General features: G+C 73.3%; 27 protein-coding genes. 10 read left to right on the top strand and 17 right to left on the bottom strand.

Annotated features, from left to right (window positions below; genetic code table 11):
• Window positions 1-155 precede the first annotated feature (155 nt).
• The gene (locus ABT118_RS28120; RefSeq protein WP_350674902.1) at window positions 156-1,664 is read left to right on the top strand and encodes an aldehyde dehydrogenase family protein; all 1,509 of its coding nucleotides are present in this window, start codon (window positions 156-158) and stop codon (window positions 1,662-1,664) included.
• A 7-nt stretch (window positions 1,665-1,671) separates the two neighbouring features.
• On the opposite strand, the gene ABT118_RS28115 is transcribed toward ABT118_RS28120, so the two are convergent.
• On the bottom strand, window positions 1,672-1,947 hold the full coding sequence (locus ABT118_RS28115) for a DUF6343 family protein (protein WP_350674901.1): 276 nt from the start codon (window positions 1,945-1,947) through the stop codon (window positions 1,672-1,674).
• A 64-nt stretch (window positions 1,948-2,011) separates the two neighbouring features.
• Between ABT118_RS28115 and ABT118_RS28110 the strand changes: the two genes are divergently transcribed.
• A complete protein-coding gene (locus ABT118_RS28110) occupies window positions 2,012-2,191 on the top strand; it encodes an I78 family peptidase inhibitor (RefSeq protein ID WP_350674900.1) in 180 nt (59 codons plus the stop codon).
• A gap of 285 nt (window positions 2,192-2,476) precedes the next feature.
• Here the strand turns inward: ABT118_RS28110 and ABT118_RS28105 are convergent, their stop codons facing one another.
• Entirely contained in the window at window positions 2,477-2,668 is a 192-nt protein-coding gene (locus tag ABT118_RS28105; RefSeq protein WP_350674898.1) for a hypothetical protein, read from the bottom strand.
• A 90-nt stretch (window positions 2,669-2,758) separates the two neighbouring features.
• Complete coding sequence (fabG, locus tag ABT118_RS28100; protein WP_350674897.1) at window positions 2,759-3,526, bottom strand: 3-oxoacyl-ACP reductase FabG; 768 nt, start codon at window positions 3,524-3,526, stop codon at window positions 2,759-2,761.
• Window positions 3,527-3,992: 466 nt separating this feature from the next.
• Between fabG and ABT118_RS28095 the strand changes: the two genes are divergently transcribed.
• Window positions 3,993-4,817, top strand: coding sequence for a MarR family winged helix-turn-helix transcriptional regulator (locus tag ABT118_RS28095; protein WP_350674895.1), 825 nt, complete (start codon window positions 3,993-3,995; stop codon window positions 4,815-4,817).
• A gap of 121 nt (window positions 4,818-4,938) precedes the next feature.
• Here the strand turns inward: ABT118_RS28095 and ABT118_RS28090 are convergent, their stop codons facing one another.
• Window positions 4,939-5,793, bottom strand: a complete 855-nt coding sequence (locus ABT118_RS28090; protein WP_350674894.1) for an aldo/keto reductase — start codon at window positions 5,791-5,793, stop codon at window positions 4,939-4,941.
• 216 nt (window positions 5,794-6,009) lie between these two features.
• Here ABT118_RS28090 and ABT118_RS28085 point away from each other — a divergent pair, with 216 nt between their 5' ends.
• Window positions 6,010-7,788 carry an ABC transporter transmembrane domain-containing protein gene (locus ABT118_RS28085; protein WP_350674892.1) on the top strand — a complete coding sequence of 593 codons (1,779 nt, stop codon included), beginning with the start codon at window positions 6,010-6,012 and terminating at the stop codon, window positions 7,786-7,788.
• Window positions 7,785-9,557 carry an ABC transporter ATP-binding protein gene (locus ABT118_RS28080; protein ID WP_350674891.1) on the top strand — a complete coding sequence of 591 codons (1,773 nt, stop codon included), beginning with the start codon at window positions 7,785-7,787 and terminating at the stop codon, window positions 9,555-9,557. The genes ABT118_RS28085 and ABT118_RS28080 overlap by 4 nt, the downstream gene beginning before the upstream one ends.
• Before the next feature lie 12 nt (window positions 9,558-9,569).
• Here the strand turns inward: ABT118_RS28080 and ABT118_RS28075 are convergent, their stop codons facing one another.
• Window positions 9,570-10,811, bottom strand: coding sequence for a serine hydrolase domain-containing protein (locus ABT118_RS28075; protein WP_350674889.1), 1,242 nt, complete (start codon window positions 10,809-10,811; stop codon window positions 9,570-9,572).
• Between the two features lie 64 nt (window positions 10,812-10,875).
• Here ABT118_RS28075 and ABT118_RS28070 point away from each other — a divergent pair, with 64 nt between their 5' ends.
• Both ABT118_RS28070 and ABT118_RS28065 read left to right on the top strand, forming a co-directional pair.
• A complete protein-coding gene (locus tag ABT118_RS28070; protein ID WP_350674888.1) occupies window positions 10,876-11,397 on the top strand; it encodes an NUDIX hydrolase in 522 nt (173 codons plus the stop codon).
• Between the two features lie 80 nt (window positions 11,398-11,477).
• Window positions 11,478-12,053, top strand: coding sequence for a helix-turn-helix domain-containing protein (locus ABT118_RS28065; RefSeq protein WP_350674886.1), 576 nt, complete (start codon window positions 11,478-11,480; stop codon window positions 12,051-12,053).
• Window positions 12,054-12,117: 64 nt separating this feature from the next.
• Here ABT118_RS28065 and ABT118_RS28060 read toward each other — a convergent pair whose 3' ends face one another.
• Both ABT118_RS28060 and ABT118_RS28055 read right to left on the bottom strand, forming a co-directional pair.
• On the bottom strand, window positions 12,118-13,008 hold the full coding sequence (locus ABT118_RS28060) for a dihydrodipicolinate synthase family protein (RefSeq protein ID WP_350674884.1): 891 nt from the start codon (window positions 13,006-13,008) through the stop codon (window positions 12,118-12,120).
• 1 nt (window position 13,009) lies between these two features.
• Window positions 13,010-13,810, bottom strand: a complete 801-nt coding sequence (locus tag ABT118_RS28055) for an aldolase (RefSeq protein ID WP_350674883.1) — start codon at window positions 13,808-13,810, stop codon at window positions 13,010-13,012.
• Between the two features lie 188 nt (window positions 13,811-13,998).
• On the opposite strand from ABT118_RS28055, the gene ABT118_RS28050 reads away from it, so the two are divergent.
• The 3 genes from ABT118_RS28050 to ABT118_RS28040 all read left to right on the top strand — a co-directional run bounded on the left by ABT118_RS28050 (window position 13,999) and on the right by ABT118_RS28040 (window position 19,340).
• On the top strand, window positions 13,999-14,781 hold the full coding sequence (locus tag ABT118_RS28050) for a TetR/AcrR family transcriptional regulator (protein ID WP_350674881.1): 783 nt from the start codon (window positions 13,999-14,001) through the stop codon (window positions 14,779-14,781).
• Window positions 14,782-14,842: 61 nt separating this feature from the next.
• Complete coding sequence (locus tag ABT118_RS28045) at window positions 14,843-16,798, top strand: hypothetical protein (RefSeq protein ID WP_350674879.1); 1,956 nt, start codon at window positions 14,843-14,845, stop codon at window positions 16,796-16,798.
• 292 nt (window positions 16,799-17,090) lie between these two features.
• Window positions 17,091-19,340, top strand: coding sequence for a glycosyl hydrolase family 18 protein (locus tag ABT118_RS28040; RefSeq protein ID WP_350674878.1), 2,250 nt, complete (start codon window positions 17,091-17,093; stop codon window positions 19,338-19,340).
• Window positions 19,341-19,342: 2 nt separating this feature from the next.
• On the opposite strand, the gene ABT118_RS28035 is transcribed toward ABT118_RS28040, so the two are convergent.
• The 10 genes from ABT118_RS28035 to ABT118_RS27990 all read right to left on the bottom strand — a co-directional run bounded on the left by ABT118_RS28035 (window position 19,343) and on the right by ABT118_RS27990 (window position 26,627).
• Complete coding sequence (locus tag ABT118_RS28035) at window positions 19,343-20,032, bottom strand: spermidine synthase family protein (protein ID WP_350674876.1); 690 nt, start codon at window positions 20,030-20,032, stop codon at window positions 19,343-19,345.
• A gap of 75 nt (window positions 20,033-20,107) precedes the next feature.
• The gene (locus tag ABT118_RS28030) at window positions 20,108-21,142 is read right to left on the bottom strand and encodes a YeiH family protein (RefSeq protein WP_502884701.1); all 1,035 of its coding nucleotides are present in this window, start codon (window positions 21,140-21,142) and stop codon (window positions 20,108-20,110) included.
• Window positions 21,143-21,145: 3 nt separating this feature from the next.
• Window positions 21,146-21,709, bottom strand: a complete 564-nt coding sequence (locus ABT118_RS28025; protein WP_350674874.1) for a cysteine dioxygenase family protein — start codon at window positions 21,707-21,709, stop codon at window positions 21,146-21,148.
• 90 nt (window positions 21,710-21,799) lie between these two features.
• Window positions 21,800-22,705, bottom strand: coding sequence for a LysR family transcriptional regulator (locus ABT118_RS28020; RefSeq protein ID WP_350674872.1), 906 nt, complete (start codon window positions 22,703-22,705; stop codon window positions 21,800-21,802).
• 52 nt (window positions 22,706-22,757) lie between these two features.
• The gene (locus ABT118_RS28015; RefSeq protein ID WP_350674869.1) at window positions 22,758-23,633 is read right to left on the bottom strand and encodes an amino acid ABC transporter permease; all 876 of its coding nucleotides are present in this window, start codon (window positions 23,631-23,633) and stop codon (window positions 22,758-22,760) included.
• Window positions 23,630-24,274, bottom strand: a complete 645-nt coding sequence (locus ABT118_RS28010) for an amino acid ABC transporter permease (RefSeq protein WP_350674867.1) — start codon at window positions 24,272-24,274, stop codon at window positions 23,630-23,632. The genes ABT118_RS28015 and ABT118_RS28010 overlap by 4 nt, the downstream gene beginning before the upstream one ends.
• 10 nt (window positions 24,275-24,284) lie before the next feature.
• Window positions 24,285-25,172, bottom strand: a complete 888-nt coding sequence (locus ABT118_RS28005) for a glutamate ABC transporter substrate-binding protein (RefSeq protein ID WP_350674866.1) — start codon at window positions 25,170-25,172, stop codon at window positions 24,285-24,287.
• An 11-nt stretch (window positions 25,173-25,183) separates the two neighbouring features.
• Window positions 25,184-25,912, bottom strand: coding sequence for an amino acid ABC transporter ATP-binding protein (locus ABT118_RS28000; RefSeq protein WP_350674972.1), 729 nt, complete (start codon window positions 25,910-25,912; stop codon window positions 25,184-25,186).
• A 23-nt stretch (window positions 25,913-25,935) separates the two neighbouring features.
• Window positions 25,936-26,190 (bottom strand): lipopolysaccharide assembly protein LapA domain-containing protein, encoded by a 255-nt coding sequence (locus tag ABT118_RS27995; protein ID WP_350674864.1) that lies wholly within the window; start codon window positions 26,188-26,190, stop codon window positions 25,936-25,938.
• A gap of 113 nt (window positions 26,191-26,303) precedes the next feature.
• Window positions 26,304-26,627: a nuclear transport factor 2-like protein gene (locus ABT118_RS27990; RefSeq protein WP_350674862.1), complete on the bottom strand. Its 324-nt coding sequence runs from the start codon at window positions 26,625-26,627 to the stop codon at window positions 26,304-26,306.
• Window positions 26,628-26,706: the final 79 nt, after the last annotated feature.

Genomic DNA, 26,706 nt, shown 5'->3' with positions numbered 1-26,706 from the left:
TTGACCCCTTCTGTCGCGCGGCGTAGCGTTCCGCGAGGTTTAGCCATCCGTCCAGCGTTCAGCATACTGAACAGATCCGGGCCGTGGGGAGGGCCGGGCGGCCGCAGTTCCGGCGGGCGCCGGCCGACCGGCGCCCGGCCGAGGAGGCCCGCGCAGTGCAGTCAGAACCCGGCTCAGAGTCCCGTCGCCCGGTCCACAGCTCCGACCCCCGCACCGGCGAGCCCGGTGTGCAGGTGGCCGTCGAGTCCGGCCCCGAGCAGGTCGACCGGGCCGTCCGCGCGGCCGCGGCCGCCGCGCCCGCCCTCGCCGACCGCGCCGTCCGGGCCGCGCTGCTGCGGGCCGCCGCCGACCGGCTCGCGGCTGCGGCCGAGGAGGTGATCGCCGCCGCCGACGCCGAGACCGCCCTCGGGGTGCCCCGGCTGACCGGTGAACTCGCTCGCACCACCTACCAGTTGCGCTCCTTCGCCGAGCAGGTCGAGCAGGGCGCCTTCCTGGACGTGGCGATCGACCGGGCCGATCCCGCGCTCGGCCGCCCCGACCTGCGCCGGATGAAGGTGCCGCTGGGCGTGGTCGCGGTGTTCGCCGCCAGCAACTTCCCGCTCGCCTTCAGCGTCCCCGGCGGTGACACCGCCAGCGCCCTGGCGGCGGGCTGCCCGGTGGTGGTCAAGGCGCACCCGGACCACCCGGCCACCAGCGAGCTCTGCGCCCGGCTGGTGCGGGAGGCGGCGGCGGGGCTCGGCCTGCCCGAGGACGTGCTCGGCCTGCTGCACGGCTTCGACGCCGGGCCGGAGCTGGTGCGCCACCCGCTGGTCGCGGCGGTCGGCTTCACCGGATCGGTCCGGGGCGGCCGGGCGCTGCACGACATCGCCGCCGCCCGGCCCCGGCCGATCCCGTTCCACGGCGAACTCGGCTCGCTCAACCCCGTGGTGGTCACCGAGCGGGCCGCCGCCGAGCGGGCCGCCGAGATCGGCGCCGGACTGGCCGGCTCGTTCACCCTGGGCAGCGGGCAGTTCTGCGTGAAGCCCGGACTGGTGCTGATCCCGGCGGGGGCAGGGGAGTTGGAGCAGGAGGTGGTGACCGCGGCCGCCAAGGCGGCCACCGGGCCGCTGCTCGACCCCCGGATGCGGGCGGCGTTCCTGGCGGGCGTCCAGGACCGGGCGGCCCGACCGGGCGTCCAGACCCTGCTCGCCGCCGGACCGGCCGACACCGCACCGCTCGCGGTCACCCCCGGGGTGCTCGCGGTCGCGGCGGCGGAGCTGTCCGAGGAGCTGCTGGAGGAGTGCTTCGGTCCGGTCACCCTGCTGGTCCGCTACCGCGACGCGGACGAACTCGACGGTGTGCTGGGTCAGTTGAGCGGCAACCTGACCGCGACCGTGCACCTGGCCGAGGACGAGCGCGGCCCCGAGGCGGTGGCCCTGCTCGGACGGCTGCTCCCGCTGGCCGGCCGCCTGGTGGTGGACGGCTGGCCGACCGGCGTCGCGGTCGCCCCCGCCATGCACCACGGCGGCCCGTACCCGGCCAGCACCAGCACCTCGACCTCGGTCGGCGCCACCGCGATCGAGCGCTGGCTGCGCCCGGTCAGCTACCAGAACACCCCGCCGGAGCTGCTGCCCGCCGAGCTGCACGACACCAACCCGCTCGGGGTGCCGCAGCGGATCAACTAGAGCTCCGTCAGAGCTCCGTCCGGCGGCGGCGCAGCACCACCAGCAGGTCGGCCGCGGCGAACAGCGTCAGCAGCCCGCAGGCGACGGCGAAGGCGGTCAGGGTCCCCGGGCCCGGGTTGTCGCCGGGGCCGGCCAGCGCGGCCCAGAGCGCGAAGCCGGCCGTGGCGAGGGCGAACAGCGGGGTGAAGAGGACGGAGAGCAGCAGCCGGAGCTTCAGGTCGCTGCGCGCCGTCATCGGTTCGGTACCGCTCCGCCAGTTGCGGGGTGTCTTCGTCGGACGCATCGCCAGGTCACCTCCCGGGCCTACCATCCACCGTATGCCCGGCGAACCGAGAGGGGTCACAGGGATGGACGAGCAGGAGTACGTCGGCCTGGCGCAGCAGGAGGCCGAACGGCTGGCCGCCGAGCGGGGGTGGCGCACCGTCCGGGTGCTGGCGCCCGGGGCGATGATGACCATGGACCACCGCGAGGACCGGCTGAACCTCGCCGTCCGGGACGGACGGGTGGAGCGCTGCTGGCAGGGCTGACCGGTCCCGGAGCGCCGCAGGGGCGAGCAGGGACGGCCGCTTCCGCAGGGTGGGGGTCCTGCGGAAACGGCCGTCGGACTGCGTCTGACACGGCGTCAGTGAACCTGTACAGACATCAGCTGCAGAGGAACCTAGCAGCCCGCCGGGTCCCGTGGTCACCGGATTTCGTGCCGGTCGGGGCGGCGGGCGGGGGCGGGGAGCCGCGGGGGCACCGCGCGGTCGGCAGCCGTCAGGCCCCGTACGCCGTACGGGGCCTGACTCCTCGGTACACCTCTGTCCGGCGCCTCAGGGAAGCAGTCGCTCCACTGCTGCCGCGCCCTCCAGTTCCAGCTGTCTGCGGGCCTTCTCGACCAGCTCCGGGGTGGGGGTCCGGCCCGAGGCCATCACCAGGTCCTCGGGGTCCACCGGGTGCTCGCCGCCGGTGTGCAGCAGGCTGTCGGGCGTCGGATGCGAATCCACGTCGTCCGCTTGGGTCATCTCTTGCCTCCCGTGTCCTCGGGTGCGCACCGGGCACCCGCACCCCGAGTCTGCGCCTGCCCGCCGGACCCCGCGAGCGGACGGCGGCAGTCAGTCCAGCGGGCCGCCGGCCACGTAGACGACCTGGCCGGAGACGAACCCGGCGCCCTCGCCGGCCAGGAAGGAGATGGTGTTGGCGATGTCCTCCGGGGTGCCCACCCGGTTGACCGGGATCTGGGTGGCGGCGGCGGCCTTGAAGGCCTCGAACTCCATCCCGATCCGGGCCGCGGTGGCGGCGGTCATCTCGGTGGCGATGAAGCCGGGGGCGACCGCGTTGGCGGTGATGCCGAACTTGCCCAGCTCGATCGCCAGGGTCTTGGTGAAGCCCTGCAGACCGGCCTTGGCGGCGGAGTAGTTGGCCTGGCCCCGGTTGCCCTGGGCCGAGGAGGAGGAGAGGTTGACGATCCGGCCGAAGCCCGCGTCCACCATGTGCTTCTGGCAGGCCCTGGACATCAGGAAGGCGCCCTTGAGGTGCACGTTCATGACGGTGTCCCAGTCGGACTCCGACATCTTGAAGAGCAGGTTGTCGCGCAGCACGCCCGCGTTGTTGACCAGGACCACCGGGGCGCCCAGCTCGGCGGCGATCCGGTCCACCGCGGCCTGCACCTGCTCGCCGTCCGAGACGTCGGCGCCGACCGCGAGGGCCCGGCCGCCGGCGGCGGTGATCCGCTCGGCGGTCTCCCGGCCGGCCTCCTCGGTCAGGTCGACCACCGCGACCGCGTAGCCGTCGGCGGCCAGCCGGAGCGCGGTGGCCGCGCCGATGCCGCGGGCCGCGCCGGTGACCACCGCGACGCGAGGGGAGCTGCTCTGCTCGGTCATGTTCGTACTCGTCTCTCTCGGAGGGGTGACAGGAGTCCGTCATCCGGACCGCGGCGGGCCCGGGTGTGCGCTGCGGCGGCCAGATTACCGACCGGTAGGAATGCTGACCAGAGCACAGAGCCGCAGGTGACAGAGGGTGAGGGTGGCTCATGTTCGTACATGTGACGATCGAGTGGACGTGAGCGCGACATACGGCGGAAATATGCCAACTTCGCCGAACAAACATCTACTATTGGCCCCCGCCTGCCGGTACGGGCCGACCGTTTGTATAGTGTGCGCCAGCAGCCACCGGCTGCACGGCTGGCGCGCCTACCCTCACAGCGGGACGCTCACTCGCCGTTACTGCCCGCCCGGGTGTCCCACACACACCGGGTGTGACATCGGGACGGATTTCATGGTGCTGGGGGAGATCCCGACAACCCGCGTGTCAGGTCGGCTGCAGCAGTCGCCTGGACACCTCATCCGCGTGGCCCAGCAGGTGCACACCCGCCTCTGGTCCGAGCACGTCGGCAACGAGTTGACGGCACCTCAGTTCGCCGTACTGCTCGCGCTGGCGCTCGAACCAGGAGCGGACCAGCGCACCGTCGGCGAACGGGCCTCGCTCGACAAGGCCACGATGGCCGAAATGGTCGCCCGGCTGGTCCGGCGCGGCCTGGTGCTGCGCCGCCGCGATCCTGCGGACGGCCGCCGCAAGCTGCTCGCCCTGTCGCAGAACGGCGCTCAGGCCGTCCGCGAGGCGACCGGAGGAGTGGTCCGTGTGCAGCGGACGCTCTTCGAGCCGCTCAGCCCGGACGAACAGCTGGAACTGGTCCGGGTGATGGCCAAGATCGCCCGGCTGGAGCCCGCGGCGGTCGCCGCGCTGACCGACGCCCGGCCGCTGCTGGACGCCCAGCGCGCGGTCGGCTACCTGATCAGGGTCAGCCAGCAGGTGCACACCAAGCTCTGGTCCGACCAGGTCGGCTCCGACCTGACGGCGCCCCAGTACGCAGTACTGGACGCGCTGGAGGCCGAGCCGGGTGCGGACCAGCGCACGGTCGGCGAGCTGGCCTCGCTGGACAAGGCCACGATGGCGGAGATGGTCAGCCGGCTGGTCCGGCGCGGCCTGGTGCTCCGCCGCCGGGACCCGTTGGACGGGCGGCGCAACCTGCTGTCGCTCTCGCCCGCGGGCCAGGAGCTGCTGCACCGGTCCTCGGCCGGTGTCCGCGCCGTGCAGGAACTGCTGCTGGCTCCGCTGGAGCCGCACGAGCACGCCGCCGCCATGGCGCTGCTCGCCAAGGCGGCCCGGCTGTAACGATTCACCACGCGCCATGGGCCTGGCAGGAACGATTTGTCAGGCGTTCGGACTTCGGCGCAGCACGACGGCCGTCGCCCCATCCGCAGGGGGCGGCGGCCGTCGTGCGTACCGGAACCGGTCAGTTCCAGTCGAAGCCCTGCGGGTCGGGGCCGAGGCGCTTGCCGGTCTCCAGCGCGGCGATCGCGGTCAGGTCGTCCGCGTCCAGCTCGAAGCCGGTCACGTCCAGGTTCTCCACGATCCGGGACGGGGTGACCGACTTCGGGATGGCGATGATGCCGCTCTGCAGGTGCCAGCGGAGCACCACCTGGGCCACCGTGCGGCCGTGCCGGGCCGCGATCTGCGCCAGCACGGGCTCGGCGAGCAGCTCCTTGCCCTGGCCCAGCGGGCTCCAGGCCTCGGTCGCGATGCCGTGCTCGGCGTGGTACGCCCGGAGCTCGCGCTGGGGGAAGTGCGGGTGCAGCTCGACCTGGTTCAGCACCGGGACGAGGCCGCTCTCCTCGCGCAGCGCGTCCAGCTGGACCTGGCCGAAGTTGGAGACGCCGACCGACTTCGCCCGGCCGTCGGCGGCGATCTGCTCGAACGCCTTCCAGACGTTGCCGAAGCTGCCGTGCATCGGGCGCGGCCAGTGGATCAGGTACAGCTCGACCTGGTCGAGACCGAGCCGGCCGAGCGACTCGTCGAACTCGCGCAGCACCGCGTCCCGGCCCTGCTGGCCGGACCAGTCGCGGGTGCCGGAGTTCCACAGCTTGGTGGTGACGTAGAGCTCCTCGCGGGGCACCCCGGCCGCCGCGATCGCCTTGCCGGTGCCGGTCTCGTTCTCGTAGATCGCGGCGGTGTCGATGCTGCGGTAGCCGGCCTTGATCGCCGTCTCCACCGCCGACCTCGCCTCGTCGTCGGCGACCTGCCAGACGCCGAAGCCGAGCTGCGGGATGACCTGGCCGTTGTTCAGGGTGATGCTCGGGATGGTGCTCACGGGGAAGGATTGCCCTCCGGATCGTCCAATGCTGCCGACATGGGACCAACTGGTGGTGCCGACCACTTGTTCCCGTTCGACGGGAATTCACCGGAATTGATGACTCGGACATGCCCGCCCCGCCCGTGACGTGGTCGAACCCGGAAAAACCTGTTGCGACCACGGTGTGAGCCCCGCCACGCTCGATGCCCCCGACCACCCCCGCATCGGAGCGTCATGCCGCTCACCACCCTGCCGATGGCCGACCCCGGCCGACCCGACCTCGACTCCCCGCTCGCCTTCCTGCGCTGGCTCCAGCGCAGCCAGCGCCGCGGCCAGTGGCTCGCCACCCTCTGGGGGACGGTCGAGATGGGCGCGATGGCCGCCCTCCCGGTCGCCCTCGGCCTGGGCATCCAGTCCGCCGTCGACCACGACACCGGCGGCATCTGGCGGGCCGGCGCGCTCGCCGTGCTGCTCACCTCCGTCCAGGCCACCGGCAGCGTCCTGCTGCACCGCCAGGCAGTGTGGAACTGGATCACCGCCGCCGCCCAGACCCGCCAGCTGGTGGCCCGGCAGGCCAGCGCCCTCGGCGCCGGCCTCTCCCGCCGGATCGCCACCGGCGAGATCGTCGCGGTCAGCAGCGGCGACGTGGAGAAGATCGGCTGGTACGTCGAGCTGGTCGCCCGGGTCCGGGCCGCCGTACTGGTCTGGCTCACCGTCAGCCTGGTGGTGCTGGTCCAGCAGCCGCTGCTGGGCGCCGCCGTCCTGCTCGGCGTCCCGGTGCTGGCGGTCTCGGTGCTCCCGCTGCTCGGCCCGTTCGAGAAGCGCTACAGCGAGCAGCGCGCGCTCGGCGGCAAGGCCACCGAGCTGGCCGCCGACACCGTGGCCGGGCTGCGGGTGCTGCGCGGCATCGGTGGCGAGGAGCTGTTCCTGGAGCGCTACCGCCGGGCCTCGCAGAAGGTGCGCGGCGCCGCCGTCCGCACCGCCAGGGTCTGGTCCCTGATGCAGGCCCAGCAGGTGCTGCTGCCCGGCCTGTTCGTGGTCGGCGTCACCTGGTACGGCGTCGAACTGGCCGCCGACGGCCGGATCGGCGTCGGCGAGCTGGTCGCCGTCTACGGGGCGACCGCCTTCCTGGCCGCGCCGCTGCGCATCCTCGGCGAGGCCGCGCACGCCTGGTCGGTCGCCCGGGTCTCGGCCGGCCGGGCCACCCGGGTGCTGTCGCTGCGCCGCACCGCCGATGCGGCCGGGCTGACCGCCGCCCTGGCCGCCCCCGGCCGCTCCGACCTGCACGACCCGGCCACCGGCCTGACCGTCCGGGCCGGCCGGCTCACCGCGGTGGTCTGCGCCGACCCGGAGACGGCCGACCGGCTGGCGGACCGGCTCGGCGGCCACGTCCCGCTGGCCGAGGACGAACTCCCGGGCCCGGCGGTCCGGCTGGGCGGCGTCGAGCTGGACGCCGTCCCGCTGGCCGAGGCCAGGGCGGCGGTACTGGTGCACGACAAGGAGCCGGTGCTGCTCTCCGGCACGCTGGCCGAGCTGTTCGAGATCCCCCGCTCCGGCCGGGTCACCCCGGCCGAGGCGGTCGCCGCGGCCCAGGCCGAGGACGTGCTGGACGCCCTGGTCGACGGCTCGCCGGAGGCCGGCGGGGACCCGATGCGGGCGCAGATCACCGAGCGCGGCCGCTCGCTCTCCGGCGGCCAGCGCCAGCGGCTGGCGCTGGCCCGGGCCCTGGTGGCCGACCCGCCGGTGCTGGTGCTGGACGAGCCGACCAGCGCCGTCGACGCACACACCGAGTCCCGGATCGCGGCCGGGCTGCGCAGCATCCGGGCCGAGCGGACCACCGTGGTGCTGGCCACCAGCCCGCTGCTGCTGGACCAGGCCGACACCGTGGTGCTGATCGACGGCGGCCGGGTCACCGCCACCGGCACCCACCGCGAACTCCTGCACACCGCCCCGCACTACCGGGCCGTGGTCACCCGCGAGGACGACCAGGCCGCCGTCGAGGAGAAGGTATGAAACCCCCCACGATCCAGGAGCGCGGCCCGGCGACGATGCTGCCGGTCGGCTCGCCGGCCACCGTGCGCAGCTACGTCCGGCTGCTGGCACGCCGTCACTTCCGCGGCTTCGGCTCGGTGGTCGGGCTGCACACGGTGGCCACCCTGGCCGGGCTGGTCGGGCCCTGGGTGCTCGGCTCGCTGGTCGAGGACCTGAGCGCGGGCACCGCGCAGGGCAAGGTGCTGGCGGCGGTCGGCTGGTACCTGGGCGCGCTGGCGGTGCAGGCCGCCTTCACCGGCTGGTCCCGGCTGCGCGGCGGGGTGCTGGGCGAGGAGGTGCTGGCCGACCTGCGGGAGGACTTCCTGGTCCGCTCGGTGGCGCTGCCGCCGGGCGTGCTGGAGCGGGCCGGCACCGGCGACCTGGTCTCGCGCGGCACCACCGACATCGACCGGCTCTCCAAGTCGATCCGCGAGGCGGTGCCCGAGCTGGCGGTGGCGGTGGTCTCGGTGGTGCTGGTGCTCGGCGCCCTGGTCTTCACCTCACCGCTGCTGGCGATCACCGTGGTGGTCGCGCTGCCGCTGATCCTGTCCACCTCGCGCTGGTACTTCCGCCGCGCACCGCAGTCCTACCGGGCCGAGTCGGCCGGGTACGCGGCGGTCAACACCGTGCTGGCCGAGACGGTGGACGCCGGGCGGACGGTCGAGTCGCTCCGGCTCGGCACCGAACGGGTGGAGCTGACGGACCGCAAGATCGGCGAGTGGCAGGCCTGGGAGCGGTACACGCTCTGGCTGCGCACGGTCTGGTTCCCCACGGTCGAGGCGACGTACGCGATCGTCATCATCGGCACGCTGGTGCTGGGCGGGCTGTTCACGGTGCAGGGCCTGCTGACGGTCGGTGAGCTGACGGCGGGTGTGCTCTACGCCCAGGCGCTGACCCACCCGGTCGACCTGATCCTGCGCTGGTACGACGAACTCCAGGTCGGCCAGGCCTCGCTGGCCCGGCTGGTCGGCGTCCGCGAGGTGGTGGACCCGGAGACGGACGAGCTCGCCGAGCCGGACGGCCGCCGGGTCGAGGCCACCGACGTCCGGTTCGGCTACCGCGAGGGCGCCGACGTGCTGCACGGCATCAGCCTGGACGTCGCCCCCGGCAGCCGGGTGGCGCTGGTCGGCCCCTCGGGCGCGGGCAAGTCCACCCTCGGGCGGCTGCTGGCCGGGATCTACGCCCCGGGCCGGGGCAGCGTCACGCTCGGCGGCACCGCGCTGGCCCGGATGCCCGCCGAGCGGGTCAGGGCCGAGGTGGCGCTGGTCAACCAGGAGCACCACGTCTTCGTCGGCACCCTGCGGGACAACCTCCGGCTGGCCCGTCCGGACGCGGACGACAGCGAGCTGCGGGCCGCGCTGGACGCGGTGGACGCGGGGGAGTGGGCCGACGCGCTGGCCGACGGCCTGGACACCGAGGTCGGCTCGGGCGGGGTCGCCCTGACCCCGCCGCAGGCCCAGCAACTCGCCCTGGCCCGCCTGGTGCTGGCCGACCCGCACACCCTGGTGCTGGACGAGGCCACCTCACTGCTCGACCCGCGCGCCGCCCGCCACCTGGAGCGCTCGCTCTCCCGGGTGCTGGCCGGCCGCACGGTGATCGCGATCGCCCACCGCCTGCACACCGCCCATGACGCGGACGTGATCGCGGTGGTCGAACGCGGCCGGATCAGCGAGTACGGCGCCCACCACGAGCTGGTCGCCGCCGACGGCCCGTACGCGGCCCTGTGGCGCTCCTGGCGGGACGAGCACTAGCCGGCCGGGCGCTCAGAGTCCGAGGCAGCGGCGGACGGCGGCGATCAGGGTGCGGGAGCGGATGTCGCCGGTGACGCCGGGCTGCATGCCGTTGGTGACGTAGCCGAAGCCGATGCCGAGGTCGGGGTCGGCGAAGCCGAGGGAGCCGCCGCGGCCCGGGTGGCCGAAGGAGGCGGGGGAGGCCATCGGGGAGCTCGGGCCGTGCCGGAAGAAGCCGAGGCCGAACGAGGTGTTGACGATCAGCACCCGGTCGGGGCCCTTGACCGCGGGGCCCATCGCCTCGGCCAGCAGACTCGGGCTGAGGACGGCGGGGAGCAGTTCGCCGGGCGCCCCGCCGTGCCGGTCGGCCGCACCGATCAGGGCCGCGTAGAACCGGGCCACCGAGCGGGCGGTGCCGATCCCGCCCGCGCCGGGGATCTCGGCGGCCTGCACCGCCGGGTCGTTCAGGTCGACCCTGGGCCGGACCGAGGCGAACGAACGGGCCGTCAGGGAGGAGGGGTCCTGGTAGGCGTCCACCACCGACTGCCGGGGCCGCAGCCGCAGGCCGTTCGGGCCGGCCAGGGCGGCCTCGGGGGCGGGCAGGTCGACCAGCCGGCCGACCCGGGGCGCCGCGCCGGCGGGCAGGCCGATCCACAGGTCGAGGCCGAGCGGCCGGGCGATCTCCTCGGCGAAGTACCGGCCGACGCTGCGCCCGGAGGCCCGCCGGACCACCTCGCCGACCAGCCAGCCGAAGGTGTAGGGGTGGTAGCCGTGCGCCCGGCCCGGCTCCCAGAACGGGGCCTGGGCGGCCACCGCGTCGACGGCGGGCTCCCAGGCGATCACGTCCTCCACCCGCAGCGGCACGTCCAGCGCGGGCAGCCCGGCCTGGTGCGAGAGCAGCCAGCGGACCGGGACGCGGTCCTTGCCGGCCGCCTTGAACCCGGGCCAGTACGAGGCGACCGGTGCGTCCAGGTCGAGCCGGCCCCGGTCGGCCAGGTGCAGCGAGGCGGCGGCGGTCAGGCCCTTGGTGACCGAGCGGAGCACCTGCGCGGTGTCGGCGGTCCAGGACACCGCCGGATCGGGCCGCCCGCCCACCTCGGGCCGGGCGTCACCGCCCCAGAGGTCGACCACCTTGCGGCCGTCCAGGTAGAGCGCGAAGGCGCCGCCGAGCTCGCCGTGGTCGCGGAAGTTGCGCGCGAACGCCTCCCGGACGGGTTCGAATCCCGGTGCCGCCTCGCCCCAGATCTCCACCACCGCGTGCCGCCTTCCGCTCATCCGGATCCCGGAACCGAACGATAGTCGGACCGCCCCGGGGCCGCCGAGTCGGTAGCGTGCCCCCATGACGAACCCTGCTGACGAAGTACTGGACGTGGTGGACGACCAGGACCGGGTGATCGGCACCGCCCCGCGCGGCGAGGTCTACCGGCTCGGCCTGACGCACCGTTGCGTCTTCATCCTGGTCCGCGACGCCGAGGGCCGGATCTTCACCCACCGCAGGTCCGCCGAGAAGCTCTACGCGCCCGGCACCTACGACTGCTTCGTCGGCGGCGTGGTCGGCGCCGGGGAGAGCTACGCCGATGCGGCGGTCCGCGAGGCCGAGGAGGAGATGGGGGTCAGCGGCATCGTGCCGGTGCCGCTGTTCAAGTTCCTGTTCGAGGAGAACGGGCTCTCCTGGTGGTGCGACACCTACGAGGCCCGCTGGGACGGCCCGGTCAGCCCGCAGGTGGAGGAGGTCGACTGGCACGGCTGGCTCACCGAGGCCGAGCTGGCCCAGCGCCTGACGGAGTGGGAGTTCGTGCCCGACGGCCTCCAGGCGTACCGGAAGTACCAGGAGTACCGGGGGACGCCGGAGCTCTGGTAGCCCGGACCGGCCGCTGCCCGCGGGGCCGGTGGGATGCCGGTGGGATACTGGGCCGAACGTTCCGGGGCGAGAGGTGCCGCATGAGCAGCCGACTGAGGGTGCTGAGGAAGCAGAACCGCCTCAGCCTGGACGCGCTGGCCGCCCAGGTCGGGGTGACCAAGAGCTACCTCTCCAAGGTCGAGCGCGGGATCAGCGACCCGTCCATCTCGACCGCGCTCAAGCTGGCGCACGCGCTGCAGGTCGATGTCGGCCGGCTCTTCTCGGACGAGGTCGAGCCCGAGCTGGTCACCGTGGTCCGGGCGGACGGGCGGACCCCGATCGCGGGCGGGACGGGCCCCGGTGCCCCGCACTACGAGGGCATCGCGACCGGCCTGAGCGGCAAGCAGATGGTGCCGTTCGTGATGTACCCGCCGCTGGATCCGGCCGACTCGCCGTTCAAGTCGCACGCGGGCGAGGAGTTCCTCTTCGTCCACGCGGGCAGCGCCGAGCTGGAGTTCCCCGAGCGGACGGTCGCGCTCGGCACCGGCGACAGCGTCTACTTCAACTCCGCGCTGCCGCACCGCTGCCGGAGCACGGGGGAGAGCCCGGCGATGATCCTGGTGGTGATCCACGACGACCCGGCCGGGCCCGCCGACCGGGTGCCGTCGCTGCCCTGACCGTCCGCTGCCCCGACGGTCCGACAGCGGACGGTCAGGGCAGCGGTACCGGGGCGTCCGGCCGTCAGCGCGCGGCGGCGGCCAGCAGCCCGGCCAACTCCTCGGTCCGGACGCCGTCCAGCGGCAGCAGCGGCCGGCGCGGCGCGCCGACGTCGAGGCCGCGCAGTGCCAGCCCGGCCTTCACCGTGGTCGGCAGCCCGCCCCGCATCAGGAACTGGAGCACCGGCAGCTGTCGGTAGAACACCTCCCTGGCGGTGTCCAACTCGCCCAGCCGGACGGCCCGGTAGAGCTCCAGCACCAGCTCGGGGATCAGGCTGGCCGCGGCCGTGCACCAGCCGCTGGCCCCGGCCGCGAAGGCCTCCAGCGCCAGGGTGTTGCTGCCGTTGTAGAACGGCAGCTCCCCGCCGGAGAGCTGGGCGATCCGGTGCATCCGCTGCACGTCCCCGCTGCTCTCCTTGACCATGGTGATGTTCTCCACCCGCTCCGCCAGGGCGACCAGCAGTTCGGGGGAGAGGTCGACGCCGCTGGTGGCCGGGTTGTTGTAGACCATCACCGGGACGCCCACCGCACCGGCGATCTCGGTGAAGTGCCGGACCAGCTCCCGCTCGTCGAGCTTCCAGTACGACAATGGCAGCACCATCACCGCGCTCGCGCCGGTGCGTTCGGCGAACCGGGCCCGGCGGATCGCGTTGCGGGTGGTGAGGTCGGCGATGCCGACCACGGTGGGCACCCGGCCGGCTGCGGCGCCCACGGCGGTTTCGGCGGCGGCGAACCACTCGTGGTCGTCCAGGTAGGCGCTCTCGCCGGTCGAGCCGAGCGGGGCCACCGCGTGGCAGCCGGCCGTGATCAGACGGTCCACCAGCTCGGCCAGCCGCTCGGTGTCGACCTGGCCGTCGGCGGGGGAGAACGGGGTCACGGGGTAGGCGATGACGCCTTCCAGGGTCGGAGCCGCCATCTCAGGCACCACCCTCGGAGCTCAGCGCGTCGCCGTGCCCGGCCCGGAGCGCGCGGCGGGCGTAGTAGGCGAACGAGGCCTGGCCCCGCTTGGGGGTGGAGATCCAGTCGTGGGCCTCCCGGGCCAGCAGCTCGGGGATCTGCTGGATCTTCCCGGCCGCCGAGGCGAGCAGCTGGAGCCGGGCGGCCCGCTCGAACAGCACCGCGAGCGTGCAGGCCTCCTCGACGGTGCCGCCCGCCACCAGCTGCCCGTGGTGGGCGAGCAGGATGGCCCGCTTGTCGCCGAGGGCGCCGGCGATCAGCTCGCCCTCCTCGTTGCCGACCGGGATGCCGGGCCACTTCTCCAGGAAGGCGCAGTCGTCGTAGAGCGGGCAGAGGTCCATGTGCGAGACCACCAGCGGGGTCTCCAGCATCGACAGGGCGGAGATGTGCAGCGGGTGGGTGTGGATGATGCAGTTCACGTCGGGCCGGGCCCGGTAGATCCAGCTGTGGAAGCGGTTGGCCGGGTTCGCCATCCCCTCGCCCCGGAGCACGTTCAGGTCCTCGTCCACCAGGAGCAGGTTGGACTCGGTGATCTCGTCGAAGCCCAGGCCGAGGCGCTGGGTCCAGTAGGTGCCGGGCTGCTCGGCCCGGGCGGTGATCTGCCCGGCCAGGCCGGAGTCGTGGCCGGCGTCGAACAGGATCCGGCAGGTGAGGGCCAGCTTCTGACGCACCGTCCAGTCGTTGTCGGGGATGGCGCTCTGCATCCGCCGGTGGGCCAGGGCGACCAGGTCGCTCTTGGCAGTGCCGAGGGTCTCGGCCATGGCGGTCTCCTTCCGCAGGTGTGACGGGTGGTGGCGTGCCGGGTCGGGGCGCGGTCGGGTGGCTTCCCGGGCGGCCCGTGGACACGATGTTGACTATAGGACACAAGGTGTCCTGGGGGCGAGGGTTCCCCGGCGACCGGCACCCGGACCGCCTCCCGCGGCCCGGCCCGAACAACTAGGGTGGCGCCATGGTTTCCCGTACGCCGCCGGTGGCGGACCGGCCCGAGCGCACGCCGCGGCGCAGGCTCAGCGTGGACGAGCGCCGGGAGCAGCTGATCGCGGTGGCGCTCGACCTGTTCAGCCGGGCCGCGCCCGAGGACGTGTCGATCGACGACATCGCGGCGGCGGCCGGTGCCTCGCGGCCGCTGGTGTACCACTACTTCCCCGGCAAGCAGGCGATCTACGAGGAGGCGCTGCGGCGGGCCGGACAGGAGCTGGCCGGGCGGTTCGAGGAGCCGCACGAGGGGCCGCTCTCGGAGCGGCTGCTGCGGGTGATGGGGCGTTACCTGGACTTCGTCCGCAGCCACGGCCCCGGTTTCGCGGCGCTGCTGCGGGGCGGCTCGGTGACGGCAGGCCCGGCCGGCAACGCGGTGATCGACGAGGTGCGGCGGGCCGCCGCCGCGCAGATCCTGCGGCACCTGGCGGTGGGCGAGCCGAGCCCCGGGCTGCGGCGGACGGTACGGGCCTGGATCGCCAACGCCGAGATCACCTCGCTGGACTGGCTGGCCACCCCCGAGGTCCCGCTGGAGGAGCTCCGGCTCCAGCTGGTGCAGGAGTTCGTCGCGGCGCTGGCCGTCTGCGCGGCCCGGGAGCCCGCGCTCGCGGTGGACCTGGCCGGCTTCCTGGCGGCGGAGAGCGCCGAGGGTCCGACCGGTCTGCTGATCCGCCAACTCGCCGGTCTGCTGGCCGTTCCCGGCCTGGCCGAGGCGGTCGGGACGCTGGCCGAGGGGGAGACCGGGGCAGGACCCTGACGCCGGGTTCTGATAGAAAGTGGACGGAATCATCCATCTGGGAGCGAGGGGGCTCAGCGGCATGACACAGGACGGCTTCGCGGGCGCGGAACGGATCGGCGCCACGATCGACGTACTGGCCGACTCCCTGTTGGGAGCCGAGGCCACGTTCTACCCGGCGAGCTCGCTGACGGCCTTCAACCGTGCCGCGCACCCCTCCGCCGAAGCCCTGTTCGGGCTCCGGCTCAGCCCCACCGGGCCCGGTCTGCTGACGGTCCGCGGGCTCGGCACCGTGGTCGAGGGCAGCACGGTGCGGACCGCTGCCGCCGTCGAGGCCCCCACCGCCGAACTGTTCGCCCGCTACGGGGCGCAGGACGTGTTCGGGCTGACCGCCGACGCGGTGTCGGCGGAGCGCTTCACGCTGCCCGTCGCTCCCGACTCGGCCGAGGCCTGGATGCGGCCGGAGTTCCCGGCCGCCGTGGCCCGGTTCGCCGCCGAGCGGCCGGTCGCCGCACCGGAGGAGCTGGCCACCGGGGCGGGGGTGGAGGTCCGGCTGGTGGTGCCGTCGGTGTTCCACCCGCTGGCCGTCCGGGGCGACCGCCCGGCCCGCGCGGCCCATCTCGCCGAGGTGGCCGAGGAGTTGTACTCGGGCGCCCGCGCCCCCCGGCGGCAGGACTGGTCGGTGCTGACCGGTCTGCTGGCGCAGTCCGCGGAGGCGGCCGGCGTGGTCTTCGCCGGGATCGCCGCGCTCCGGGTGGACGGCCGGCCGAGCCGGGCCTCGCTGGTGGTCTCGCTGGCCTCGTACCCGCGTCAGATCTCCGAGCTGTCCGCCGAGTTGGCCGACGAGCGCCCCCAGGCCGAGGTCTGGACGGTGCTGATCCCGGCCGGTCCGACCGCGGTGCTGGTGGAGAGCCGGATCGCCCCGGTGCCGCAGCCGCTGCTGCCGGTCGGGCAGCCGGTCGACGAGCCGGACATCGCGGACAACACCGTCAGCTCGGTGCTGCAGGCCTTCCTGCCGCTGCCGGACGGCGTCTCGGTGCTCACCGTCCAGCTCGGCACCGCGCAGGCGGACGACTGGGAGCTGTACGCGGAGACCTTCGCCGAGGTGCTGGCGAGCATCCAGCTCGGCTGGGACGGCACCCGGGCCGCGCTGCCGCAGCTCCCGGCCCAGCAGCCCGTCGCCCAGGCCCAGGCACCTGCGCCGGTCGCGTACGAGCCCGCCCCGGCCTACGAGCCCGCCCCGGCCTACGAGCCGGCCCCCGCCCCGCAGGCCGCCGTCCAGCCGCCCGTCGTCGTCCCCCCGATGCCGTCGGCCCCGCCCACGGTGCCGGCCCCGCAGGCGCCCCCCGCCGCTCCCGTGCCGGTCGCGGTCGCGGCGGCCGCGCCGGAGGCCCCCAAGGGCACCCCGGTCCGGGTGCCCCCGGCGGACTTCAACCCCTTCGCGCCGCCCCGGCCCGCCGAGGTCCCGGCGCAGGCCGCCGCTCCGGCGGGCGAGTTCACGCCGCGCAAGGGTCAGATGGTGAAGGTGCCGCCGGCCGACTTCAACCCCTTCGCCGCTGCCGCCCCGGCACCCGCCGCCGCGCCCGCACCCGCGCCGACTCCGCAGCCGACTGCCGCGGCGCCGGCCGTCGCCGATCCCTTCGGCACCGTGACCACCGCCCAGGTGGTCGACCCGTTCGGCACGGTGACGTCCGCTCAGCCGGTTGCCCCGGCTCCGGTCGCCGCTCCCGCGCCGCGTCCGGTCGCCGCTCCGGCACCCGCGGCCGCCGACGGCTTCACGCCGCGCAAGGGCCAGATGGTGAAGGTGCCGCCGGCCGACTTCAACCCCTTCGGCGCCCCCGCACCCGCCCCGGCCCCGGCTGCCGCCCCGGCCGCCGACGCCGCTGCTCCGGGCGGCGACTTCACGCCGCGCAAGGGTCAGATGGTGAAGGTGCCGCCGCCGGACTTCAACCCGTTCGGCGCTCCGGCCCCGGCACCCGTGGCGGCCCCCGCGCCCGCCGCCGCACCCGAGCCGCCTGCGTACAACCCGTTCGGCTGACCCGGGGTCAGCCCAACTCGCGGATAAACCACGGGCCGTGGACCTGACGCATTGCTGTCAGGTCCACGGCCCGTCTGGTCCAGACCTATTGCCAGTACCCGGCGACGTCCCTACGCTCCCATGTCACAGGATCTCCGCGGCAACCCGACGGCCCGGCGGCCCCGCTCCGCGCTGCCCCCAGCACCTCAACAGCCGGAGCGCGCAGCACCTTTGCACCTGGCACCGCCACCTCCCCACAGGTAGGGGGCACACCGGCCGGACGGTCGGGCGCTCCCTGGACAGGAGCTCATCCATGCGCAGACGTCGGTTCAGCCTGCCCCTGCTCGCGGCAGGAGCGCTGATCGCCCCGCTGATCGCGGTCGCCTTGCCCGCCAGCATCGCCCAGGCCGCCGCCTCCACCGCCACCTTCGCCAAGGGCAGTGACTGGGGCTCCGGTTACGAGGGCAGCTACACCATCAAGAACAACGAGACCACGGCCATGAACGGCTGGACGCTCGAGTTCGACCTGCCCGCGAACAACACGGTGGCCTCGCTCTGGAACGCCACCTACACCACCGCGGCCTCGCACGTCACGGTCAAGAACCCGAGCTGGGCCGGTTCCCTGGCGCCCGGGGCGTCGTACAACCTCGGCTTCAACATCGCCTACTCGGGGGCCTACGCCGCACTGCTCAACTGCAAGTTGAACGGCAACCCGTGCGCGGGCGGCGGCGACCAGGTCGCGCCGAGCGTGCCGGGCAACCTGACGGCCGTACCGGGCGACGGCTCGATCACCGCGTCCTGGACCGCGAGCACCGACAACGTCGGGGTGACCGGGTACGACGTGTTCAACGGCAGCACCAAGCTGGCCACGGTGCCCACCCCCGGGGCCGCGCTCACCGGCCTGGCGGCCGGTACCTACAACATCACCGTGGTGGCCTTCGACGCCGCCGGCAACCGCTCGGCCGCGGCCGGCCCGGTCCAGGTCGTGGTGCCGCCGCCGGTCCCGGACACCCAGGCGCCGACCAAGCCGGGGACCCCGACGGCGATCCCGGACTCCCGTTCGGTGGCCCTGAGTTGGGGTGCCAGCACCGACAACGTCAAGGTGACCGCCTACGACGTCTACAACGGCTCCACCCTGGCCACCTCGGTGACCACGGGCACCAGCGCGGTGGTCTCCGGGCTGACCCCGGAGACGAACTACACCTTCACGGTGAAGGCGCGCGACGCGGCGGGCAACACCTCGCCGGCCTCCGACCCGGTGACCACCAGGACCACCAAGGAGGTGGTCAACCCCAACGCTCTGAAGATCGCCTACTTCACCCAGTGGAGCATCTACTCGCGCGGCTACAGCGTGAAGCAGATGGACACCTCGGGCACGGCGGCGAAGCTGACCCACCTGAACTACGCCTTCGCCAACATCAACCCGTCCAGCAAGCAGTGCTTCATCACCAACAAGGCGGCCGGGAACGACTCCGACCCGAACGCCGGCGATGGTGCCGGTGACGCCTGGGCGGACTTCGGCAAGGGCTTCGACGCGGGCAGCTCGGTGGCCGGCACCACGGACACCTGGGACCAGAAGCTGGCCGGCAACTTCAACCAGCTGAAGCAGCTCAAGGCGAAGTACCCGAACCTCAAGATGCAGATCTCGCTCGGCGGCTGGTCCTACAGCAAGTGGTTCTCCGACGCCTCGCTCACCGACGCCTCGCGCAAGGCGCTGGTCAGCTCCTGCATCGACATGTACATCAAGGGCAACCTGCCGGTGATCGACGGCCGCGGTGGCGCGGGCTCGGCCGCGGGCATCTTCGAGGGCATCGACCTGGACTGGGAGTGGCCGAACTCCGAGGGTCACCTCGGCAACATCATCCGCCCGCAGGACAAGGCCAACTACACCCTGCTGGCCCAGGAGTTCCGCCGCCAGCTGGACGCGCTCACCGTCACCACCGGCAAGAAGTACACCCTGAGCGCCTTCCTCCCGGCCGACCCGGCCAAGATCAACCTCGGCATCGACGTGCCCGGCCTGTTCGGCGCCTTCGACTTCGCCACCATCCAGGGCTACGACTACCACGGGGCCTGGGAGAACCAGACCAACCAGCAGTCCGCGATCAAGCTGGCCGCCGGTGACCCGAGCACCCCGGACCGCCAGTTCAGCTCCGAGATCGCCATCAACGCCTATCTGGCGGCGGGCGCCCCGAAGAGCAAGCTGACCCTGGGCATCCCGTTCTACGGCCGCGGCTGGACCGGGGTGCCGCGCGGCACCACCAACGGTCTGTTCCAGTCCGCGACCGGCCCGGCCCCGGGCACCTACGAGAACGGGTACGAGGACTACCACAAGCTCAAGACCATGGCCGCGAGCGGTGGTTACACCATCTACCGCGACCCGGTGGCGGGCCACGCCTACATCTACAACGGCACCGTCCTCTACACCTACGACGACCCGATCGAGATCGCCCGCAAGACCGCCTGGATCAAGGCCCAGGGCCTGGCGGGCGCGATGCTCTGGTCGCTCGACGGCGACACCACCAACGGTGAGCTGATGACCGCGGTGGACAGCGGTCTGAAGTAGCCTCAGCCGGCGCGGCGGGCCAGGTGGACCACATCGGGCACGCCGCGCACCACCGGGATCTCCTCGGTGCGCACCTCGCTGAACCCGGCCGTCCGCAGTGCTTCCTCGAAGCCTGCGGACGGCTGTGCGCTCCACACCGCCAGCACCCCGCCGGGGTTGAGCCGGCGCTGGGCGGCGGCCAGCCCGGCCGGGCCGTAGAGGCCCGAGTTGTCCTCGGTGACGGTCCAGTCCGGGCCGTTGTCGATGTCGAGGCAGAGCGCGTCGAACCGCTCGCCGTCCGCCGCCAGGTGGGCCACCAGGTCACCGTGCAGCACGGTCACCCTGGGGTCGTCCAGGGCGTGCTCGGAGAAGGCGGCCAGCGGCCCGGTCCGGTGCCAGTCGATGATCGCGTCCTCCCGCTCGGCCACCGTGATCCGGGCCCAGCGCGGCTCGGCCGCCGCGTACGCGAGCGAGAAGCCGACCCCGAGGCCGCCGATCAGCACCGACGGGCGCTCGACCGCCAGCTGGTCCAACGCGGCCTGCACCAGCAGCCGTTCGGACCGGCCGTCGGCGGTGTCCATCAGGAAGCAGCCGTTGGCGATGATCTCGTAGTGCGCACCGCGGCGGCGCAGCGCCACCTCGCCGTAGGGGCCTTCGCGCCGGTCGAGCATGACGGGGGCGTCGAATCCGTCCCGGTCGGGGAGCACGGTCATCACTGGGTCCTTCGGTCCGGTCGGCGGGGTCGTACGCGATCAGACTCTAACCCAGCCGGACGGGCCGTCAGCCCGTCAGCGGCTCAGCAGCACGCCGCCGTAGGCCGCACCGGCGATCAGCACCCAGGAGGCCAGGCCGAGCAGCGCGACCCGGCCGCCGGTACGGGCCAGCGCGGACAGCCGGACGGCGCTGCCGAGCGCGAACAGGGCCGCCGCCAGCAGGAGTTCATGGGCGTGACCGGCCAGCGCGAGGGCGGCGGCCGGGACGGCGCCGGTGCTGTTCAGCGCCACCATGGCGAGGAAGCCGAGCACGAACAGCGGCAGCAGCGGCGGCCGGGCCGTGCCGGCGGCGCGGCCGGGACGGCGGGCGACCGCCACCCCGACCCCGGCCACCAGCGGCGCCAGCAGGGCCACCCGGATCAGCTTGACCAGCACCGCCTCCCGGAGCGCGACCGGCCCGGCGGTCTGCGCGGTGGCCACCACCTGCCCGACGTCGTGCACCCCGGCCCCGACCCAGCGGCCGAAGTCCGCCGGGTCGAGGCCCAACGGCCCCTGCAGCAGCGGGAGGACGGCGATCGCCAGGGTGCCGCAGAGGGTGACCAGGGCGGCCGAGGTGGCGATGTCCTCCTCGTCGCTGCCACTGGCCTGGCCGACCGCGCCGATGGCCGAGGCCCCGCAGATCGAGTACCCGGTGGCGATCAGCAGCGGCTGGTCGCCCGGCAGTCCGAGCCGGCGGCCCAGCCAGAGGGTGCCGCAGAAGGTGGCCGCGACCACCGCGAGCACCATGGTGACGGTGGCCCAGCCGAGCCCGAGCACGTCGCCGAGGCCGAGCTTGAGGCCGAGCAGGACGATGCCGGCCCGCATCAGCCGCCGGGCGGCCAGGGCCAGTCCGGCCTTCGCGGGCCCGGCCACCAGCGGTCGCAGCAGCGGCAGTTGGGCCGCGGCCAGGCCCAGCAGCACGGCGGCGGTGAGCAGCGGGACGGCGGGCAGCACCCGGTGCACGCCCCAGGCCAGGGCCACCCCGGCGGCGGCCAGCGCCAGGCCGGGGCCGTTGCGGCGGACGGCGGCCGGGGTGGTGGCGAGCGGTACCGTGCGCAGGGTGAGGGCCACCGGTCAGCCCCCGTCGGCGGGCAGTCGGTAGACCCGGCGGATGCTGCTGCCGAGCCGGGCCAGGTCGGCGCCGTACACGTGCAGCGAGATCGCGGCGCCGGTGCCGCTGTTGTGCACCCGGTGGATGTCGCCGGGCGGGGCGAAGCCGCAGACCGTGCCCTGGCGGTTGACCACGTCCTCGGTGGCGACCAGCCGGGCGGTGGGCCCGTCCGGCACCAGCCGGTAGCGGCGCTCGCTCTCCTGCCCCTGGTGCACGCCGGTGGCGCACCAGGAGACGTGGTCGTGGATCTCGGTGCGCTGGCCGGGCAGCCAGACCAGGGCGACCAGCGAGAGGCTGCCGTCCGGCTCGGCGTGCACGAGGTGCTGGCGGTACCGGTCCGGGTCGCCGACCTGCTGGTCCGGGGTGAGCAGCCCGGGGCGGCCCAGGTGCGGTGCCAGACAGTCGGCGGCCAGCCGCGCCGAGTGCTCGGGCGCCAGGCCCCGGCCGGACACCCGGCGCAGCTCCTCGATCAGCCCGCGCATCCGGTCGGTGTTCGCGGCCGGACGCAGAGTGGCGGAAGTCGTCATGCCTGGAGCGTGCGGCCCGCTCCCGGAGAGCGTCCAACGACCGTTTGTTGAGGATCTGTCAGCTCCTGCTTATGGGTCGGTGGCCTGCGGTCAGCAGCCGACCCGGGCGGCAGCCGCCGCCTTGAGCTCGTTCAGCACCAGGGCGGTGGCGGGCACCCGCAGGTGCTCGCGCAGCACGTACGCCGAGACCGTCCGCCGCACGTGCGGTTCGGCGAGCCGGCCGGTGACCTTGCGGTGGCACATGAAGGAGAGCACCAGGGCGGGCATCAGGGCGATGCCGACCCCGGCCGCCACCAGGCTCTGCACGGCGAGGTTGTCGTCGGTGGTGAAGACCACGTCGGGGGTGAAGCCCTGGCCGGCGCAGACGTGCAGCAGGTTGGCCCGGCAGCGCGGGCAGCCGGCGATCCAGCGCTCCTCCGCCAGGTCGGCCAGCCGGACGGCGTGCCGCCGGGCCAGCGGGTGGCCGACCGGGAGCAGCACGGTGAGCTGGTCCTCCATCAGGTGGGTCCGCTCCAGCTCGGGCGCCGGCTCGGCCTCGGCCCCCGGGTAGTCGAAGGCCAGCGCGATGTCGCACTCGCCGCGCAGCAGCCGATGCACCGACTCGGGCGGCTCGGCCTCCAGCAGCTCGACCCGGATGCCGGGGTGCTCGGCCAGCAGCCGGGCCATGGCCTGCGGGATCAGGGTGGCGTTGGCGCTGGGGAAGGCGCAGACCCGGACCCGGCCGGCCCGCAGCCTGGCCAGCGCGCCGAGCTGCTGCTGGGCCGCGTGCATCCCGGCCAGGATCACCTCGGCGTGCCGGGCCAGCGCCTCACCGGCCTCGGTCAGCCGCAGGCCGCGGCCGGCCCGGGTGAACAGCGGGACGCCGACGTCGCGTTCGAGCGCCTTCATCTGCTGGGTGATCGCGGGCTGGGTGTACCCCAGCGCACGGGCGGCCGCCGAGTACGAACCGGTGGCGACCACCTCGTGGAAGGTCCTGATGTGCCGGGAGTCGAACACCCCTGAATGATAAGCAGAATTTGGGGGCGCGCCGGTGATCCTGCGTCAGGTTCTATCGGTCCCGGCCCGGTTCGCGGACGACCGGCGGCAGCCCCATCGCCACCCCCGCCTTGGCGATCGGTGCCCCGCCCTTGACCTTCGGACTGCGGCGGCCGCGCTGCTCGACCCAGCGGGCCAGCCAGGACAGCAGCAGGCACAGGCCGATGTAGACCGGCGCGATCACCAGCACCACCGGGATGAACGGCAGGTCGTAGTCCAGGTTGGTGGCGATCAGCTTGCCGGCGTGCAGGAACTCCTCGTAGGTGATCAGGAAGCCGAGCGAGGTGTCCTTGAGCGCCACCACCAGCTGGCTGATGATGCTCGGCAGCATGGCCCGGTTGGCCTGCGGCACCAGGACGTACGCCATCACCTGGGTCTTGCGCAGGCCGAGCGCGAAGGCCGCCTCGCGCTGCCCCCTGGGCACCGCCAGCACGCCCGCGCGGAACACCTCGGCCAGCACCGAGCCGTTGTAGAGCGTCAGTCCGGCCACCAGGGCCCAGAGCGGTTCGATGTCCATCGCGACGTAGATGAAGAAGATCATCACCAGCAGCGGCATGGCCCGGAAGAACTCCACCACCAGGGTGGAGAGCCAGCGCACCACCCGGTGGTCGGAGAGCCGCCCGGCCGCGAACAGCGCGCCGAACGGCAGCGCGAACAGCGCCGTCAGGGCGAACGCCTTGAGCGTGTTGCCCAGCCCGTCCAGCAGCAGCCGCTGGATGCCCTTGTACTCGAACGGCCGCCACTTCTCGGCGGTGAACTGGTCGGTGTCGAACAGCATGTACACCACCCAGCCGATCCCGGCCAGGATCACCAGCAGCGCGATCCCGCCGTAGAGGCGGTGGCGGGCGAGCGCCTTGGGGCCCGGGATGTCGTACAGCGCCGAGGTCATCGGGACACCGCCACTCGTCGTTCCAGCACGTTGAAGACGGCGCTGATGGCCAGGGTGATGATCAGGTACCCGACCGCGATCCAGACGAAGGTCCAGACGATGCCGTAGCCGAGCTCGTTGATGGTCCGGTAGGTGCCCAGCAGTTCGGTCACGCTGAAGGCGCCGGCGATCGCGGTGTTCTTCGCCAGCGCGATCAGCACGCTCCCCAGCGGCGCCACCACGGCCCGGTACGCCTGCGGCAGCACCACCATGCCCATGGTCTGACCGAACGTCATCCCCAGGCTGCGCGCCGCCTCGCCCTGCCCGACCGGCACGGTGCCCACACCGGAGCGCATCACCTCGCAGACGAAGGCGGAGGTGTAGCAGCCCAGCGCCAGCACGGCGAAGGTGAAGAACGGCAGCGTGATGTCGAACCGCGGCAGCCCCAGCACCACGATGAAGAACAGCAGCGTGAGCGGGGTGTTGCGGAGCAGCGTCACCCAGGCGGTGCCGAAGATCCGCAGCGGCCGCACCGGCGAGACCCGGAAGCCCGCGATCAGCACGCCCAGCACCAGCGCCAGCACGGCGCTCACCGCGAACAGTTCGAGGGTGCCGAGGAACCCCTCCCAGTAGGTCGACCAGTTGTCGGTCAGGACGTTCATGCGGCCCTCCTCAGTACCGGTCGATCGGCGGCGGCTCCGGCGCGGGCACGCCGGACAGGCCGAGGGTGGCGTCGTAGGCCCGCTTCCAGTCGCCGTTCTGCTCGTGGCGCTGGAGCGCGTCGTTCACCGCCGACCGCAGCGCGTTGTCGCTCCGGGGCACCCCGATGCCGTACGGCTCCTTGGAGAACAGCGGGCCGACCAGCTTGAGCTCGTCCGGCGCCTTCGCGGCGTAGCCGAGCAGGATGGTGTTGTCGGTGGTGACGGCGTCGACCTGGACGCCGATCAGGTTGTCCACGCAGGCCGAGTAGGTGTCGAAGGCGACCGGCCTGGCCTTGGGGTAGTCCTTCACGATCCGCTGGTACGGGGTGGACCCGGCCGCCGAGCAGACCCGCTTGCCGGACAGGTCCTCGGGGCCCTTGATGTCCTCCTCGTCCCGGCGGACCAGCAGGCTCTGGCCGGCGATGAAGTACGGGCCCGCGAAGCCGACCAGCTTCTTGCGGTTGTCGTTGATGGTGTAGGTGCCGACGTAGTAGTCGACCTGGCCGTTCTGCAGCGCGGTCTCACGGTTGGCCGAGGCGATGGTCCGGAAGTCGATCTGGTCCGGGCGGAAGCCGAGGTCGGCGGCGACCATCTTGGCGATCTCGATGTCGAAGCCGGAGTAGACGCCGCTGGCCGGGTCCTTGGCCCCGAGGTAGGGCTGGTCCTCCTTGGCCCCGACCACGAGTTTGCCCCGGCCGCGGGCGGCGTCCAGGGTGGCGGAGCCGGTGACCGCGTCACCGCTGCGGACCTGGTAGCTGGGCAGTGCGCTCGGCTGCGGGCCCTTGGGCGGCGGGGTGCCCTCCTTGCCGCAGGCGGTGAGCAGCCCGAGCAGCACGGCCGCCGTGAGGAGTCGCTTCATCGACCGGCCCCTCAGTGCTTCAGGATCTTGGACAGGAAGTCCTTGGCCCGGTCGGTCCGCGGGTGGTCGAAGAACTCCTCCGGGACCCGGTCCTCCAGGATCTGACCGTCCGCCATGAACACCACCCGGTTGGCCGCCGAGCGGGCGAAGCCCATCTCGTGGGTGACCACCACCATGGTCATCCCCTCCTGGGCGAGGCCGCGCATCACGTCCAGCACCTCGTTGATCATCTCGGGGTCGAGCGCCGAGGTGGGCTCGTCGAAGAGCAGCGCCTTCGGGTCCATCGCCAGCGCCCGGGCGATCGCCACCCGCTGCTGCTGGCCGCCGGAGAGCTGGGCCGGGTACTTGGCCGCCTGGGTCTCCAGGCCGACCCGCTCCAGCAGCGCGTGCGCCTTCGCCTCCGCCTCGGCCTTGCCGCGCTTGCGGACCTTCAGCTGGGCCAGCACCACGTTCTGCAGCACGGTCTTGTGCGCGAACAGGTTGAAGGACTGGAACACCATCCCGACCTCGGCCCGCAGTTGGGCCAGTCCCTTGCCCTCCTCGGGCAGCGGCACGCCGTCGATGGTGATCCGGCCGGTCTCGATCCGCTCCAGCCGGTTGATCGCCCGGCAGAGGGTGGACTTGCCGGACCCGGACGGGCCGATCACCACCACCACCTCGCCCCGGCCGACCGTGAGGTCGATGTCGCGGAGCACGTGGAGCTGTCCGAAGTGCTTGTTGACCCCGCTCAGTTCGATCAGCGGGGTGAAGGCGGCCGGGGCGGTCACCTGCTCCGTCGCCCCTTGAGCAGCCAGCCCAGCGCCGCGCCCGCCAGCAGGGTCGCCAGCAGGGCGATCCAGAGCGGCGCGGTGACGGTGAACACCCAGAACTGGATCTTCACCTTGTCCAGGTTGGCGAACAGGAACCAGACCGCGAGCACCACGATCGCGCCGATAGCGATGAAGCGGGTGGGGATGCCCGCGATCTCGCTGCGCTTGTCGCTCCCGGGAGTTGACGAACCGCCTGAAGTCTTGGTCACCCCCGGAGTCTGCGCGGTGCGCGCCGCCCCGGACCGAGCCCGCGCCGCCCGGCGCACCGAAGCCACCCGAACGGCGGAGGCGGCACCGGCGGCCGGACGGCTCGCGCGGGCCGTCAGGCCTGGCCGGTCTCGATCCGGCTGACCTTGCCGTCCGCGACCGTGAACCGCCACGCGGTGCGCATCTCGCCCCAGGTGTCGTTGCGGTAGTCGGCGATCACCGCGCGCCCGCCGTCCTTCTCGGACTGCACCTCGATGCGGCCGTGCGAGGAGAAGATCTCCCGCTCGGTCCACTGGTCCAGGTCGCGGTCGGAGCCGTCGTCGGACATGGTGGCGTCCGGGGTGAGCGCGGCCTGGAAGGCGGCCCGGTCGTTGGCGTTCAGGGCGGTCAGCAGGGTGCGGACGGCCGGGTCGGAGAGCTTGTCGATCGGGATGGTCATCTGTTCTCCAGGGGAGGGGTGTTGTTGACCCCAATGAACACTCCGCCGCCGGTGGGCCGGGTGACCTTGGTCCGTCCGT

The sequence above is a fragment of the Kitasatospora sp. NPDC002040 genome (assembly GCF_040296785.1).
Classification (GTDB): domain Bacteria; phylum Actinomycetota; class Actinomycetes; order Streptomycetales; family Streptomycetaceae; genus Kitasatospora.
Note: the sequence above shows the minus strand (reverse complement) of the source record. Positions and strands in the feature narration are given on the sequence as shown.

Bases quoted from the DNA above. Each gene is read 5' to 3' on its own strand.
- ABT118_RS28070 (WP_350674888.1), top strand. From the start codon at position 10,876: ATGACGAACCCTGCTGACGAAGTACTGGACGTGGTGGACGACCAGGAC.
- ABT118_RS28035 (WP_350674876.1), bottom strand. From the start codon at position 20,032: ATGACCGTGCTCCCCGACCGGGACGGATTCGACGCCCCCGTCATGCTC.
- ABT118_RS28005 (WP_350674866.1), bottom strand. From the start codon at position 25,172: ATGAAGCGACTCCTCACGGCGGCCGTGCTGCTCGGGCTGCTCACCGCC.
- ABT118_RS28025 (WP_350674874.1), bottom strand. From the start codon at position 21,709: ATGACGACTTCCGCCACTCTGCGTCCGGCCGCGAACACCGACCGGATG.
- ABT118_RS27990 (WP_350674862.1), bottom strand. From the start codon at position 26,627: ATGACCATCCCGATCGACAAGCTCTCCGACCCGGCCGTCCGCACCCTG.
- ABT118_RS28050 (WP_350674881.1), top strand. From the start codon at position 13,999: ATGGTTTCCCGTACGCCGCCGGTGGCGGACCGGCCCGAGCGCACGCCG.
- ABT118_RS28055 (WP_350674883.1), bottom strand. From the start codon at position 13,810: ATGGCCGAGACCCTCGGCACTGCCAAGAGCGACCTGGTCGCCCTGGCC.
- ABT118_RS28010 (WP_350674867.1), bottom strand. From the start codon at position 24,274: ATGAACGTCCTGACCGACAACTGGTCGACCTACTGGGAGGGGTTCCTC.
- ABT118_RS28065 (WP_350674886.1), top strand. From the start codon at position 11,478: ATGAGCAGCCGACTGAGGGTGCTGAGGAAGCAGAACCGCCTCAGCCTG.
- ABT118_RS28040 (WP_350674878.1), top strand. From the start codon at position 17,091: ATGCGCAGACGTCGGTTCAGCCTGCCCCTGCTCGCGGCAGGAGCGCTG.
- ABT118_RS28080 (WP_350674891.1), top strand. From the start codon at position 7,785: ATGAAACCCCCCACGATCCAGGAGCGCGGCCCGGCGACGATGCTGCCG.
- ABT118_RS28015 (WP_350674869.1), bottom strand. From the start codon at position 23,633: ATGACCTCGGCGCTGTACGACATCCCGGGCCCCAAGGCGCTCGCCCGC.
- ABT118_RS28085 (WP_350674892.1), top strand. From the start codon at position 6,010: ATGCCGCTCACCACCCTGCCGATGGCCGACCCCGGCCGACCCGACCTC.
- ABT118_RS28110 (WP_350674900.1), top strand. From the start codon at position 2,012: ATGGACGAGCAGGAGTACGTCGGCCTGGCGCAGCAGGAGGCCGAACGG.
- ABT118_RS28075 (WP_350674889.1), bottom strand. From the start codon at position 10,811: ATGAGCGGAAGGCGGCACGCGGTGGTGGAGATCTGGGGCGAGGCGGCA.
- ABT118_RS28045 (WP_350674879.1), top strand. From the start codon at position 14,843: ATGACACAGGACGGCTTCGCGGGCGCGGAACGGATCGGCGCCACGATC.
- ABT118_RS28105 (WP_350674898.1), bottom strand. From the start codon at position 2,668: ATGACCCAAGCGGACGACGTGGATTCGCATCCGACGCCCGACAGCCTG.
- ABT118_RS28115 (WP_350674901.1), bottom strand. From the start codon at position 1,947: ATGCGTCCGACGAAGACACCCCGCAACTGGCGGAGCGGTACCGAACCG.
- ABT118_RS28060 (WP_350674884.1), bottom strand. From the start codon at position 13,008: ATGGCGGCTCCGACCCTGGAAGGCGTCATCGCCTACCCCGTGACCCCG.
- fabG (WP_350674897.1), bottom strand. From the start codon at position 3,526: ATGACCGAGCAGAGCAGCTCCCCTCGCGTCGCGGTGGTCACCGGCGCG.